Consider the following 13,779-nt stretch of genomic DNA (forward strand, 5'->3'; position numbering starts at 1 on the left):
GCGTGGAGCTGACCCACTCCTTCGCCGTCCCGTCCTCACTCGACACCACGTGGGCGTCGTTCCAGGACATCGGCGCGCTCGCGGAGTGCTTCCCCGGCGCCCAGGTCACCTCGGTCGGCGAGACCGAGGACGGCGCGCCGACCTTCGAGGGCACCTGCAAGGTCAAGCTCGGCCCGATCGCCCTCGTGTACGCCGGCGCCGGCTCCTTCGTCGAGCGCGACGAGGCCGGCCACCGGTTCGTGGTCGACGCCAAGGGCAGGGACAAGCGCGGCAACGGCACCGCGGGAGCCACGGTCACCGTGACCATGGCGGCCGCGGAGCAGGGCACGCAGGTGGACGTCCGGACCGACCTCGCCATCACCGGCAAGCCCGCGCAGTTCGGGCGTGGGGTGATGCAGGACGTGTCGGACAAGCTGCTCGGGCAGTTCGTGGCGTGCCTCGAGCAGAGATTGGCGGCGGAGCCGGGGGCATCGCCGGCAGATGGGGAGACGGCCCCCGCGGCCGACTCGGTTGCGTCCCCGGCTCCGTCCGCTCCCGCCTCGTCGCCGCCCGCGTCTGCGCCGGGTGGCGACGAGGCGCTGGACCTCGGTGCCGCGGTCCTGCCGATCCTGCTGAAGAGCTACGGCAAGCAGCTCGCCGCCGGTCTGTTGGTGCTGCTCGGCCTGGCCGTCGTCCTCCGCCGGCGCCGCCGCTGAGGTCGCTGGTTTCGATATGTCGCTCGCTGGCGCTCGCTCCTACTCAACCAACGACATGTCGGTGGTTGAGTAGGCCGAGCCGCTAGGCGAGGCCGTATCGCAACCACTCACCAGCTCGGCTGGTAGCCCACCCCGCCGTCGCGGTTCTGCTGGTCCTTGCGGTCCTTGAGACCCTTCCGGTTCTGCTGCTGCAGCCTCTGCTCGCGCTGCTGCTGCTGACGCCGGCGCTTCTCCTGCTGCTGCTTCTCCTGCTGCTTCTGCTGCGGGGTCTTCTTCTTGTCCTGCTGCTGTTGCTTCTTCTTCTGCTGTTCCTGCTTCTTCTTCTGCTGCTGGTTCTGCTGGGTCTTCTTGTGCAGCCGGTCGTCGACGGCCTTGGCGTCCTTGGTCTGGTCCGCCCCACGGCCCGAGTCGGTGGGGCAGTCGCCGTCCTCGAGCGCGGAGATCCCGTCCTGGTAGGCCTTGTTCGCATCGTCGAGGCGGTTCGCCTTCGTGGCCCCGTCGCCGATGGCCTCCTCGGCCAGGGCCAGGTTGATCCGGACGGTGCACTCGTCGCGGTGGGGTACGCCGAGGTCGAGTGCTGCCCGGTAGGCGAGGATCGCGGCGTCGTACTCACCGTCGACGTGTCGCGCCGCTCCCGCGTCGAACGCCGCGAGCCAGTCCTGGAACGGGTTGAGGTGTCCCGCCGAGCGGTAGTGCCCGGCCGCGTCGAGGTAGTGACCGTCCTCGTAGGCGTTGTTGCCGGAGTGCTGGACGGCGAGGAAGCGCAGCACCATCGCGGCGAACAGCAGCGCGGCGACGGCGGGCAGGATGCCGGCGAACATCAGGATCGTGCGGAGCCGGGTCCGCGTCATCGGTCCGCTCATCCCAGTGCCTTCCTGGTGCGCCACACCGCGCGCCAGCCGTCGCGCAGCTCGAGCAGCACCAGCGCGAGCAGCACCAGCCCGAACACCCAGCTCAGGTCGTGGGCCGCCACGCCGTCCTCGTCGCTCGACGCGGACACGTAGCTGGACTTGAACGAGTCGGCGATCTCGCCCATCCCGCCGGGCCGGTCGCGCTGCACGAAGCGCAGCCCGAGCTGCTGCGCGACCGCCTGCAGCGCCTTCGGGTCCTCGTGCGAGATCGCGGTCTGGCCGGTGGCCGGATCGATGATCATCCCCTGGGAGTCACTGAGGTCGTCGGCGTTCGGCATCGGGCCGCCGGCCTCGGTGCCGTAGCCGAGCACGACGCCGCCCTGGACGTACTGCTTCGCGTCGGCCATCGACGTGACCGGTGTGGGGCTGGTGTTCTCGCCGTCGCTGACGAACACGACGACCTGGCGGCGGTCCGGGTACTGCTCCCGGGCGCCCTGCAGGACCTGGATCATCTCCTGCTTGGGGCGGTCGATGCTGGAGCCGATGCCGGCCGTCGGCTGCTCGAGGGTCAGCGTGTCCACGCCCGCGTCGAACGCGTTCGCGTCGTCGGTGAAGGGCAGCTCCAGCCGCGCGTCGAAGCCGAAGGTCAGCAGCGCGAAGCGGGCTCCGGGCAGCGCGGCCGCCAGGGCCTTCAGGTCCTGGCGCACGCCGTCGATCCGGGGCCGGCCGCCGGCGTAGTCCGCGGCGGCCATCGAGCGGGTGCGGTCCACCACGACGAGCACCTGCAGGTCGGCGACCTGGGTCGGCACCTTCGCGTGACCGAAGCCCGGGTGGATGAGCACCAGGATCAGTGCGATCACGATGCCGATCCGCCGCGCGATCAGCAGACCGAGCCTCATCCCCGTGCTCATGCCGGATCCCGGTCGAGGAGGAAGAACAGTCCCTGCACCAACCACACCACGACCAGCAGCCCGACGCCCACCCCGGCGATCACGGTGCCGAGGTGCGGGTCGTCGACGGTCTGGATCAGCGGCGGCTTCTTGATCCGCTTGCCCTCCAGCGCCTCGATGGAGTCGACCACCGTGCCGACGCTGCCGTCCTGGCCGAGCAGGGAGAACGTGCCCCCGGTGGCGAGCACCGCGGCCTTGTACTCCGCGAGCGCGGCCGGGCGCGAGGACGTGGTCGGGGCACAGATGCCGTGCACGATCACGTGGTGCTCCTTGGCGTACGCCGCCGCCTGGCCGAGTGTGAAGACGCCCTTGCCGTAGGGCTCGTTGTCGGTGGCGAGCACGATCGCGCGGGAGCGGCCCTCGTCGGATCGGTCGAAGCGCTGCACGCAGGAGGCCAGCCCGTCGCCGGCCTGGGACGCCGTGTTGTCGTTGATCAGGGTGCCCTCGGTGAACCGCTGGTAGGCGTCGGAGAAGACGTCGTCCGAGGCGAACGCGGCCTGCGCCTTGGTGAGCTGGTCGGTGATGAAGGCGTAGTCGTCGGTCAGCGGGAAGACGGTGACCGCCGTGCCGCTCCAGATCGTGAGCCCCACGCGGTCACCGTGCAGGCCGTCCACGATCTGCTGGAACTGCGCCAGGACGTCGCGGTCGATGGTGATCATCGATCCCGACGAGTCCAGGCACAGCATGATGTCGCGCGAGCTCTCGTCCTGGTCGGTCGTGCGGGTCACCTGCACCCGGCCCGCCAGCACGATCGCGCCGGTCGCGGCGATCAGCGCGGTCAGGGCCAGCGCCGCGCCGAGGGCCACCCGGCGGCGTACCAGCGCACGGAAGCGGGGGAGCGCCGCGAGCCGCGTGGCGTGGGCGACGTACGCCGCAGTGCGGGGTGTGCGGTGCCGCCAGTCGCGCACCCACCAGACCAGCAGCGCCACGACCAGCACGCCGAGCGCGACCATGACCCACGGCCAGTGCAGGTGCCGGCCCGACTCGGTGGCCGTCATCAGCGGCGCCACGTGATCACCAGCCCCCGGGCCTGGCCGAGCGCGTGCTCGAACCGCGCCGCCGCCTCGCCCGCGTCGGGCGCGAACTCGGGCGGGTAGATCTCCTCGATGATGTCGGCCAGCGGGCGGGGAGCGCGCAGCCGGAAGTCGGCCAGCGTCATCGTCCGGGCCGGCAGCGGGGTGATCGCCTCCACGTAGGAGCGGACCACCTCGCTGAGCTGCTGATGGGCCTGCTTGGGCGCGACCTCGCCGGACCGCACGGTGGCCTCGATGGCGTCGAGACGGGCCAGGTGCAGGGCGCGTACGTCGGGCACCACGACCGGCTCCGGCGGGGGCGGCGGAGGGGTCCGGGTGAACCAGGCGACGGCCAGGTAGTAGACGCCGACCAGCAGCAGGCCCAGCAGCGCCAGCCAGATCCAGCGGTCCTGGTAGTCGAGAGGGCCGTGGAACTCCTTCGGAACCCCCACCAGCACCAGCTCAGCGGCGGCGGGCATGGCGATGCCTCTCCAGCAGCCGGAACACCGCGGTCATCGCGGAGTCGGTGTCGCGGACGCGCTCGTGGACGATGCCGAGCTGGTCCAGCCGGCGGCGCAGCCCGTCCTCCTCGGCGCCGACCAGGGCGGCGTACTCCTGCTGCAGCTTGCGATCGCCGCGCAGCCAGGCGGGGACCTCGGTGGCCGCGTCGACGTCGTACAGCGGGGCGCCGGCGTGCGCCAGCGTCGGGTCGAGGTCGCCGATCGTGACGAACAGGATCTCGTGCTGGACGGCCAGCCGGCGCAGCACGTCGGCCAGCGGCTCGGAGATCGCCACCTCGTCGCTGACGATGAGCAGGATCGTGCGGCGGCGTACGACGCGCGCGGTGTAGTGCAGCAGCGCGCACAGGTCGCTCGGCCCGGACGCGAGCGTGGTGCTGTCGTGGATGGTGGCGAGCAGGCGCTCCAGGTGCACCTCGGTCGACCCGCGCGGGCGGGCGTGCTGCGTGGTCGCGTCGCCGTGGACCAGGGACACCAGGTCGCCGTGCCGCACCGCCAGGTAGCCGAGCAGCCCGGACACGAAGATCGCGAGCTCGCGCTTGGCCACCGCCCGGCCGCCCTCGGCCTCGTTGAGCGCGGCCATCGACCGGCCGGTCGAGACGCAGAGCAGCACGGTGTGCTTGCGCTCGGCGACGTACCTCTTGACCAGCAGCTGCCGACCGCGCGCCGACGCCTTCCAGTCGATGTCCTTCACGTCGTCGCCGCGGACGTACTCGCGCAGGTCGTTGAAGTCCATGCCGCGGCCGATCTGCGCGGCGGCGTACTCGCCCTCGAGCAGGCCCAGCGTCTTGCGGTGGGCGTGGATCGTCAGCCGGGCCTTGACCTTCTGCAGGTACGTCATGGCGGGGTCAGGGCGTGGGGATCGTGCGGAACAGCGCGTCGATGATGGTCTCCGGCGCGACCCGGTCGGCCATCGCCTCGAAGGACAGGTGCAGGCGGTGGCGCAGCACGCCGTGGCGCAGCTCGCGGATGTCCTCGGGGATCACGTAGTGGCGGCCCTGGACCAGCGCCATCGCGCGGGCGGCCTGGAAGAACGCGATCGAGCCGCGCGGGCTGGCACCGATCTCCACGTAGTTGCCGAGCTCGGGACCGAGGGTCGCGGTGAGGTTGCGGGTCGCGCGGATGAGGGTGATGACGTAGCGCTTGATCGCCGGGTCGACGTACACCCGGCGGGCGAGGTCCTGCAGGTCGGCGACCTCGGAGGTGGTGATCGCGGGCGCGACCCGGGCCATGTGCTGGCCCAGGGTGCCGTCGTCGAAGCGGTCCAGGACCTGCAGCTCCTCCTGCTCGGAGGGGTAGTCGACGACCTCCTTGATGAGGAACCGGTCCATCTGCGCATGGGGGAGGACGTAGGTGCCCTCCTCCTCGATGGGGTTCTGGGTGGCGAGCACCATGAACGGCTCCGGCAGCGGGTGCACGGTGCCGGCGATCGAGGTCTGCCGCTCCTGCATCGCCTCCAGCAGGGCCGACTGGGTCTTGGCGCTGGCCCGGTTGATCTCGTCGAGGAGCACGAAGTTGGCGTGCACCGGGCCGAGCTGGGTCTCGAACTCGTGGCGGCGCGGGTCGTAGACCTGGGTGCCGATGATGTCGCTCGGCAGCAGGTCCGGGGTGCACTGGATCCGCGAGAAGTGCGCGCTCACCGACCGCGCGAGCGTCGAGGCGGCCAGCGTCTTCGCCAGGCCCGGCACGCTCTCGAGCAGGATGTGCCCCTCCGACAGCAGCGTCACCAGCAGCGCCGTGCGCACCCGGTCCTGGCCGACGACGCGGGTGTTGAACGTGGTCGAGACCCGCCCGAGCATCTCGGTCGCGCGCGCGACGTCGTCAGGTGTCAGTGGACCGACGGCGGGGCGAGCCCCACCGGGGCTGGTGGGGTCGGGGCGCAGCTGCGTCATCTCGGCCGGTCTCCTCTTCGCGGTCTCGGTCGCGGTGTAGGGCGACGCGGTGATCGTCGCCGCGCGCGAGTGCCACCAAACCTACTGTCGGGGGCCCAGGAGGCGGGACCGGTTCTCCCGGTCGCGCGCCATCCGGCGCAGGTCCCGGTCCCGGCGCTCGGCGATGATCGCCGCGAGGACCAGGTCGGGAGGCGCGTCGGCGGGCGGTGGTGGGGCGACGTACGGCGCGACCAGGGCGAGCAGCTCGCCGCCGACCCTGTGCCGCGCGGCCGGATCGATCGTCTCGCCGCGGGAGAGGAACTGGCGCGCGGCGAGCGCCACGCCCGTGGGCAGCGCGGTGATGTCCGCGGACCGTGCCCACGCCGCCAGCTGGGGATGGGCCACGGCGGGCGGGGGCAGGACCAGCGGCTGCCGTTCGCGTACGACGACGGTGCCGGCCGCGAAGTCGCCGAGCCGCTTGCCGCGGGAGCTGATCAGCACGCTGAAGAACGCGGGCACCCCGTAGAAGCTGTAGATCTCGACGAACCCGATGAGCGCGCGGACGAGTGCGTGCTGGAAGCTGATCGCGCCCCCGTCGTCGCGGACCGTCCGCAGGCCGAGTGCGAGATGCCCCACCGACCGGCCACGGGTCAGCGTCTCGAGCGTCACCGGAAGCCCCACGAAGGCGCCGACGGTGGCGAGGACCAGCCCGGCCTGCACCAGCGCGTCGTCCGTGGCGACGGTCGCGGCGAGCAGCAGCAGCACCGAGGCGATCAGCACGGCGAAGGTGATCAGCACGTCGATCAGGCCCGACGCCATCCGCAGCCCGACCGATGCCGGGGGGAGGTCGAGCGCGACGCCTTCGCCGGTGACGAGGTCATCGGCGGTCACGGAGGCGAAGTCCGACAGTGCCATCCCGGGCAACCTATCCTTCGGATGTGCCGCGGATCGACCTGGACGCCTATGTGATCGCGCACCGGCCTGCCTGGCTGCAGCTCGAGCAGCTGGTCAAGCAGCGGCCGCGGTCCGGTCCGGCGGCCGACCGGCTGGTCGACCTGTACCGGGAGGTCGCGACCGACCTGTCCGTCGTCCGCACCTCGGCTCCGGACCCGACCGTCATCGCCTACCTCTCGGCGCTGCTCGGCCGGGCGCGGATCGCGATGCTCGCCTCGCGGGTTCCGCGCTGGCGCGAGGTGGGGCGGTTCTTCACCGAGCGGTTCCCTGCCGCGCTCTACCGGCTGCGCTGGTGGTGGCTCGGCACGCTCGCGGCGAACGTCGCGGTGACCGCGGTGATGATGCTCTGGCTGCTGGACCACCCGCGGGTCGAGCAGAGCCTGCTGTCGCGCGACCAGATGGACCAGCTGGTCAACCACGAGTTCGCGGGCTACTACAGCGCGAACGCGGCGAGCTCGTTCGCCACCCACGTCTGGCTGAACAACTCCTGGGTCGCTGCGCTGTGCATCGCGCTCGGGATCCTCGGGTTCCCCATCGTGCTGCTGCTGTTCAACAACGTCGCGAACCTCGCGATCATCGGCTCGATCATGACGCGGCACGGTCGCGCCGACCTGTTCTGGGGGATGATCCTGCCGCACGGGATGCTCGAGCTGACGGCCGTCTTCGTCGCCGCCGCGACCGGCCTGCAGCTGTTCTGGTCGTGGATCGCCCCCGGTGACGTGTCGAGGACCACCGCGATCGCGCGGGCCGGCCGCTCCGCCGTGACCGTGTCGATGGGCCTGGTCGCGGTGCTCGCGGTGAGCGGTGTCATCGAGGCCTTCGTGACGCCCTCGGGCCTGCCGACGTGGGCGCGCATCGCCATCGGCGTCCTCGCCGAGACCGCCTTCTTCCTCTACGTCTTCCTGGTCGGCCGCGCCGCCGCCCGGCGGGGCGTGACGGGCGACCTCTCGGCCGACCAGCTCGAGGACCGCGTCGCCACCCAGGGCTGACCCCCTCGCGAATCAACCCTCCGGGCCCGCCGAATCAAGCGTTGTGGCCCTTCGAGATCCCGATCGCGAAGGGCCACAAGCCTTGATTCGCGGGGCCGCGAGGGCTGATTCGCGCTAGAGGCGGCCGGCGGCCTTCAGCGCCAGGTAGTGGTCGGCCAGCGCGGGCGGCAGCCGCTCGGCGTCCGCCTCGACGATGTCCACACCGAGGCCGCGCAGCGCGGCGGCGACCCGCTCGCGGGCCTCGAGCTCCTGGGACGCGGCCGCGGCGTCGTACACGCTCTCGGCGGTGACGGCGCCGGCGGCCGACCCGGACGCCAGGGAGGAGAGCCGGGTCAGCTCGGGGTCGCGGACCGAGGCGATCACCACGTGGTGGTGGCGCAACAGGGTCGGCAGCACCGGCAGCAGGCCCTCGGCGATGGCGGAGGGCTCCAGCGGCGTGAGCAGGCACAGCAGTGCCCGGTGCCGGCCGAGCCCGTGGACGGCGCCGGCGAGGGCGTCCCAGTCGGCCTCGACCAGGGTCGGGTCCAGCGGCGCCATGGCGTCCTGGAGCCGCGCCACGATGTCGCGGGCGCCCGCCAGCCGCTCGCGTGAGCGCACCCGCCGGTCGCCGGCCACGAAGTCGACCCGGTCGCCGGCCCGCGCCGCGAGGGCCGCCAGCAGCAGCGTCGCGTCCATCGCCGCGTCCAGCCGGGGCGCGGCGGCGGTCGCGGTGTCGGCGTCGACGCCGCTGCCGACCCGGCCCGCCGACGTACGCCCGGTGTCCAGGACCAGTACGACGCGGCGGTCGCGCTCCGGCTGCCAGGTGCGTACGACGACGTGGGTGCTCCGTGCCGAGGCACGCCAGTCGATCGACCGTACGTCGTCGCCGCGGACGTACTCCCGCAGCGAGTCGAACTCCGTCCCGGCCCCGCGTACCCGCACCGCCGCGCGGCCGTCGAGCTCGCGCAGCCGCGCCAGCCGCGAGGGCAGGTGCTTGCGCGCCCCGAACGGCGGCAGCGCGCGCACCGAGCCGGGCACGTCGTAGGTGCGCTGCCGGGCCGCGAGGCCCAGCGGCCCCCACGACCGGACGGTCACGCCGGCGGCGCGCAGGTCGCCGCGCCGGCGGGGGAGCAGCGGCGTCACCAGCGTGCGCTCCTCGCCCGCGGCCAGCGCGAGGCGGTGCCGGTTCTCCCGCGCCCCGGCGGTGGGCTGCCAGGCGTCGCGCACCTGGAGCCGGATCCGACGACGGGAGCCGTTGGTGACGAGCAGCCGGGAGGTGGCGGGATCGCCGAGCCGGACCGAGCCGGGCTCGTTGCGCCGCAGCCGGACCAGGCGCGGGCTGCGGGCCAGCCACAGGTCGACCAGCGCGAAGAGCACCACGACGAGCGTCCAGAGCGTCACCGTGCCGGCCGTCGGGCGCACCACGACCGCCACCACCCCCAGCAGGAGCAGCAGCGGGACGCGTCCGGAGATGGCCATCGAGTGTCGCGATCAGCGGGGGACCGGCACGGACCCGAGCGCCGAGGCGAGCACCTGCGCGACCCCGACGCCCTCGAGCTCGGCCTCGGGCCGCAGCCCGATGCGGTGGGCGAGGGTCGCGTTCGCGAGCGCCTTGACGTCGTCGGGCGTGACGAAGTCGCGCCCGGACAGCCATGCCCACGCGCGCGCCGCGTGCAGCAGTGCGGTCGCGCCGCGCGGGCTCACGCCGAACAGCACCGACGGCAGCGCCCGGGTCGCGCGCGCGATGTCGACGATGTACGCCGCCACATCGGCCGCCACCTGCACCTCCCCGACCGCGGCCCGGGCGGCGGCGAGGTCGTCGGCCGAGGCCACGGCCGTGACCCCCGCCGCCGCGACGTCGCGCGGGTCGAAGCCGGCCGCGTGCCGCTCCAGGATCGCGACCTCGTCCTCGCGTGGCGGGATCGGCAGGACCACCTTGAGCAGGAACCGGTCGAGCTGGGCCTCGGGCAGCGGATAGGTGCCCTCCTGCTCGACCGGGTTCTGCGTCGCGGCGACCAGGAACGGCCGCGGCAGCGGCCGGGTGACACCGTCGGCCGACACCTGGCCCTCCTCCATCGCCTCCAGCAGCGCGGACTGGGTCTTGGGTGGGGTCCGGTTGATCTCGTCGGCGAGCAGCAGGTTGGTGAAGACCGGCCCCTCGCGGAAGGACAGCTCCCGCGTCGTGCCGTCGATGACCAGCGAGCCGGTGATGTCGCCGGGCATCAGGTCGGGCGTGAACTGCACGCGCCGGGTCTCGACCTCCAGGCTCGCCGCGAGGCTGCGCACCAGCAGCGTCTTGGCGGTCCCGGGGACGCCCTCGAGCAGCACGTGGCCCCCGCACAGCAGCGCGACGAGCAGCCCGGACACGGCGGCGTCCTGCCCGACGACTGCCTTGGCGACCTCCGCCCGGACGGCCAGCAGGCGCTCACGTGGGTCGGTCATCGGCGTACCTCTCGTTCGATGCGCTCGAGCTCCTCGGCCAGGCCGATGAGCTCCTTGTCGGTGGTGGGCTGACGCCCGTAGGTGGTCAGGATGTCGACGACGTACGCCGTCGGGCGGTCCAGCCGCGCCGCGACCTCCGCCGCGATCTCGGCCTCTCCGAGCGATCGGTCCAGGCGCAGCGAGCGCACCACGGACCGCTGCGCGGCACGCCGCAGGATCGCCGCGGCGTGCGCCCGGTCGCCGGTCCGCCGGTAGAGCCGGCCCCGGCTGTACGCCGTCTCCGCAGCCCGTACGACGGCGGGCAGCGGCTCGACGCTCAGCGGACCCAGTCGCCGGCCGCGCCACAGCAGCAGCCCGATCACCGCGATGGCCACGAGCGCCAGCGAGGGCCCGATCCACAGCGGCAGCAGCGACGCGCTGGCGAGCTCGTCGGTCGTGGCGTCGGCCGCGGTGGGGACGTACCAGACCAGATGCGGCCGCTGGCCGAGCAGGCGCAGCGCCACGGCCGCGTCGTCGGCGCGCAGCACCTGGTCGTTGGTGAGCGCCTCGCCGGCGCCGAAGAGCACCACGGCGCCGTCGCGGACGACCGCGGAGCGCTGCGGGCTGCCGAAGCAGCCCGGCCCGCGGTAGGTGATCGCGTGGTCGACGGCCAGTCGCAGGTCGTCGAGGGGTACGCCGACGGAGGCGAAGCACGAGGACGGCAGCTCGGTCCCGTCGACCCGGACGGCCTGCTGCCGCGGGTCGAACCAGCGCACCGTGCGCTGGTCGGGGTCGACCACCACCACGGTCGCACCGGCCGCCGCACCCAGCAGCCGCTGCACGGTGCTCGGCACCAGCTCGTCGGTGCTGGTCACCACTACCGTCGTGTCCGCGCCGGGGCGCAGCTGCTCGAGCTCGGCCGCCGACCGCGCGATCCGCACATGAACGCCCTGGTCGTCCAGCACCCGCGCGACGGCCTGGGCGCCGTTGCTGCCGGGGTTCTGCGGGTCGAGGTCGCCGGGGTGCGCGACGTGGCCGCGCTGCAGCCACACCGTCAGCCCGACCGACACCAGCAGGGCGGCGGCGACGATGAAGGTCCACCGGCTCGGCCGCCAGCCCCGCCCGGCGGCGGGCTGCGCGGCCGGCGGCGCGGCGACGGCCGTCATCGCGCCACCGTCCGGCCGGTGAGCCGCTCGTCGAGGAGGAGTACGCCGGCGGCCTGGTCGCGGGTGGCGGGGTGGTCGCCGTACAGGGCGGCGTCGAAGAGGTCGGCCGCCCGGGCCGTCTCCTCGCCGAGCGCCGGCTCGACGCGGCCCGAGGCCGCGATGGCCCGGACGATCTCGTGCGCGGTGGCCTGGGGGACGTCCTCGATGGTGTCGCGCTCGATCTGGCGCCGCGCGAGCGCCCGGAACGCGTCGACCAGTGCGTCGTCGTACCGTCCCGCGGCGAGGTGGGACTCGGCCCGCGCGCGCAGCTCGGCGGCGGTGGTGGTGCGGTCGGGGAGCACGGCCCGGTCGTCGGCGGCCGAGCGCGCGCTGCGCCGCGCCCGCGACGCGACCAGCAGCACGGCCACGAGCAGCGCCACGACCACCATGATGGTGGCGAGGGTGGTGAGCAGCGGGACCTGGCTGACCGCACCGGTGGTGTGGCTGACCAGCCGGTCGAGCCAGCGCATGATCCGCTGCGGCAGGTCGGAGCGGAGGTACTCGCGTTGGGCGAGCTCGTCGCGGAGCAGGGATCGCGCCTGGTCTCCGCTGGGGTCGAGCGGGGGAGAGGTCATCGGTCGAGCAGCCCGGCCTGGCGCATCAGCTCCACGTCGTACCCCTCCTTGCGGATGCGCTGGTCGAGGTACTGCAGCGTCGCCACGGACGCCTTGAACGGCGCGGTGAAGGCGTTGGACACGATGCTGGAGAGCGCGGACATGATCGAGATGACCAGCAGGGCGTGCGCGGGCGAGGTGAAGAGGATGACCTCACCGATGATCGTGACCGGTGTGCTGATGATCCCGCCGGCGAATCCCGCGACCAGGACGGTGAGCAGCCCGACCCCGAGCACGCGCCAGAACTGGGACCGCGTCAGCGCCACGGCCCGCCGCATCGCGCCGATCACCCCGACCGGCTCGAGCATGAGCGCGACGCTCGACAGCAGGATCACGCGCGTCCAGAACATCACCATGGCGACCAGCAGGCAGATGCCGAGGACGATGCCGACGATCACGGTGACGGCCGTGTCCTGCGTCGTGACCCCGACCAGGACCACCGATCCCACCACGAGCGCCATCGCGCCGAGGGTGCACAGGCTCAGCAGGATCGCGAGGCCGATCAGGCGCCACCGCTTGCCGTGCGTCGCCGCCCACGCCTCCGCGAGCGTGAGACGCCGCCCGACGGCGGCCGCGTGCGTGACGTGGGCGATCATCCCGGTCACGACGATCAGGCCGAGCTGGCTGCCGTAGCCCCCGATCAGCAGCGACACCAGGCTGATGAGGTCGCCGGTGGAGAAGGAGGGCGTCGGGTCGGTGATGTCGTACGTCGCGCCGAGCAGCGCCGCCGTGACGCTGCTGACCAGCACCGGGATGACCATGAACAGTGCGCAGACCAGCACGGTCGCGCCGATGGTGGCGCGCGGGTTGTAGCGGATGATCCGGAAGGCTCCGTCGTACATCGCGCCCAGGTTCAGCGGACGCAGCGGTACGGCGCCGGGGCGGTGGACCGCGGCGAGGACGCCCGGTCCGGGGCGCTGGGGGAGCTGCGCCCACTGGGCCCACTGCTGCTCCGGCGGCTGGCCGGGCGGCGCCGGCGCGCCCGGGGCCGGTGGGACCGGTGGTGTCAGCGGTGCGCCCGGGGGCGGCGGAAAACCTCCCGGCGGCGGGAAGTCCCGGCCCTCCGTCATGCGTTCCCTCCCGCGATTTGGCGCACCCCTCGGCGTTCTGCCAAGATATCCAGGTTGCTCCGGCGTGGGTCGCTGGGGTGCGTCACACCTTGACTACTGAATCGTGTCTCCGCTCGCGGCGAGCTTTCGCTGCGACGAGCGTGCTCAGTGTCTCTGCGCGGCGCTCCGGGTGACCCGATCGGTTCCCGAACCCTACGGGGTCCGGAACGGCCCGCAACAGCAGTTCCCGGCGATCCTCGGATCGTCGCGTGCCTCGCCCAGTGCGACACGCCCGACCTCGGGGGTCGGAGGGGAGCCCACAGATTCCGGTTGGTACGACGAGTAAGGACGAGAGAGACCTATGGCGGGACAGAAGATCCGCATCAGGCTCAAGGCCTATGACCACGAGGTGATCGACACCTCGGCGCGCAAGATCGTTGACACGGTCACCCGTACGGGCGCGAAGGTCGCCGGTCCGGTGCCGCTGCCCACGGAGAAGAACGTCTTCTGCGTCATTCGCTCGCCGCACAAGTACAAGGACTCGCGCGAGCACTTCGAGATGCGGACGCACAAGCGTCTGATCGACATCATCGACCCGACGCCGAAGACCGTCGACAGCCTCATGCGACTCGACCTCCCGGCCGGTGTCGACATCGAGATCAAGCTCTGA

15 protein-coding genes are annotated in these 13,779 nt (G+C 72.7%); 3 read left to right on the forward strand and 12 right to left on the reverse strand.

Going from position 1 to position 13,779, the window contains the following annotated elements; all coding sequences use genetic code 11:
• Positions 1–2 precede the first annotated feature (2 nt).
• A complete protein-coding gene (locus ACYU8V_RS01860; protein ID WP_460844734.1) occupies positions 3–695 on the forward strand; it encodes an SRPBCC family protein in 693 nt (230 codons plus the stop codon).
• Between the two features lie 107 nt (positions 696–802).
• Here the strand turns inward: ACYU8V_RS01860 and ACYU8V_RS01865 are convergent, their stop codons facing one another.
• From ACYU8V_RS01865 to ACYU8V_RS01895, 7 genes are all read right to left on the reverse strand, one after another.
• Positions 803–1,558 carry a hypothetical protein gene (locus tag ACYU8V_RS01865; RefSeq protein ID WP_460844735.1) on the reverse strand — a complete coding sequence of 252 codons (756 nt, stop codon included), beginning with the start codon at positions 1,556–1,558 and terminating at the stop codon, positions 803–805.
• Positions 1,555–2,457 carry a vWA domain-containing protein gene (locus tag ACYU8V_RS01870; RefSeq protein ID WP_460844736.1) on the reverse strand — a complete coding sequence of 301 codons (903 nt, stop codon included), beginning with the start codon at positions 2,455–2,457 and terminating at the stop codon, positions 1,555–1,557. Before ACYU8V_RS01870 ends, ACYU8V_RS01865 begins: the two co-directional genes overlap by 4 nt.
• Entirely contained in the window at positions 2,454–3,494 is a 1,041-nt protein-coding gene (locus tag ACYU8V_RS01875) for a VWA domain-containing protein (protein WP_460844737.1), read from the reverse strand. The genes ACYU8V_RS01870 and ACYU8V_RS01875 overlap by 4 nt, the downstream gene beginning before the upstream one ends.
• Positions 3,494–3,988, reverse strand: coding sequence for a hypothetical protein (locus tag ACYU8V_RS01880; RefSeq protein ID WP_460844738.1), 495 nt, complete (start codon positions 3,986–3,988; stop codon positions 3,494–3,496). The genes ACYU8V_RS01875 and ACYU8V_RS01880 overlap by 1 nt, the downstream gene beginning before the upstream one ends.
• Positions 3,972–4,868 carry a DUF58 domain-containing protein gene (locus ACYU8V_RS01885; RefSeq protein ID WP_460844739.1) on the reverse strand — a complete coding sequence of 299 codons (897 nt, stop codon included), beginning with the start codon at positions 4,866–4,868 and terminating at the stop codon, positions 3,972–3,974. Before ACYU8V_RS01885 ends, ACYU8V_RS01880 begins: the two co-directional genes overlap by 17 nt.
• A 7-nt stretch (positions 4,869–4,875) precedes the next feature.
• A complete protein-coding gene (locus ACYU8V_RS01890) occupies positions 4,876–5,919 on the reverse strand; it encodes an AAA family ATPase (protein ID WP_460844740.1) in 1,044 nt (347 codons plus the stop codon).
• Positions 5,920–6,000: 81 nt separating this feature from the next.
• Positions 6,001–6,813 carry an RDD family protein gene (locus ACYU8V_RS01895; protein ID WP_460844741.1) on the reverse strand — a complete coding sequence of 271 codons (813 nt, stop codon included), beginning with the start codon at positions 6,811–6,813 and terminating at the stop codon, positions 6,001–6,003.
• A 23-nt stretch (positions 6,814–6,836) separates the two neighbouring features.
• On the opposite strand from ACYU8V_RS01895, the gene ACYU8V_RS01900 reads away from it, so the two are divergent.
• A complete protein-coding gene (locus tag ACYU8V_RS01900) occupies positions 6,837–7,841 on the forward strand; it encodes a stage II sporulation protein M (protein ID WP_460844742.1) in 1,005 nt (334 codons plus the stop codon).
• A gap of 114 nt (positions 7,842–7,955) precedes the next feature.
• Here ACYU8V_RS01900 and ACYU8V_RS01905 read toward each other — a convergent pair whose 3' ends face one another.
• The 5 genes from ACYU8V_RS01905 to ACYU8V_RS01925 are packed head-to-tail and all read right to left on the reverse strand — an operon-like array spanning position 7,956 to position 13,130.
• Positions 7,956–9,299 carry a DUF58 domain-containing protein gene (locus ACYU8V_RS01905; protein WP_460844743.1) on the reverse strand — a complete coding sequence of 448 codons (1,344 nt, stop codon included), beginning with the start codon at positions 9,297–9,299 and terminating at the stop codon, positions 7,956–7,958.
• A 12-nt stretch (positions 9,300–9,311) separates the two neighbouring features.
• Positions 9,312–10,262 (reverse strand): AAA family ATPase, encoded by a 951-nt coding sequence (locus tag ACYU8V_RS01910; protein ID WP_460844744.1) that lies wholly within the window; start codon positions 10,260–10,262, stop codon positions 9,312–9,314.
• Positions 10,259–11,407, reverse strand: a complete 1,149-nt coding sequence (locus tag ACYU8V_RS01915) for a DUF4350 domain-containing protein (RefSeq protein ID WP_460844745.1) — start codon at positions 11,405–11,407, stop codon at positions 10,259–10,261. Before ACYU8V_RS01915 ends, ACYU8V_RS01910 begins: the two co-directional genes overlap by 4 nt.
• Entirely contained in the window at positions 11,404–12,021 is a 618-nt protein-coding gene (locus ACYU8V_RS01920; protein WP_460844746.1) for a DUF4129 domain-containing protein, read from the reverse strand. The genes ACYU8V_RS01915 and ACYU8V_RS01920 overlap by 4 nt, the downstream gene beginning before the upstream one ends.
• Positions 12,018–13,130, reverse strand: coding sequence for a hypothetical protein (locus ACYU8V_RS01925; protein ID WP_460844747.1), 1,113 nt, complete (start codon positions 13,128–13,130; stop codon positions 12,018–12,020). The genes ACYU8V_RS01920 and ACYU8V_RS01925 overlap by 4 nt, the downstream gene beginning before the upstream one ends.
• A 340-nt stretch (positions 13,131–13,470) precedes the next feature.
• On the opposite strand from ACYU8V_RS01925, the gene rpsJ reads away from it, so the two are divergent.
• The gene (gene rpsJ / locus ACYU8V_RS01930) at positions 13,471–13,779 is read left to right on the forward strand and encodes a 30S ribosomal protein S10 (RefSeq protein ID WP_007078637.1); all 309 of its coding nucleotides are present in this window, start codon (positions 13,471–13,473) and stop codon (positions 13,777–13,779) included.

It is taken from the genome of Nocardioides ultimimeridianus, from assembly GCF_054777895.1.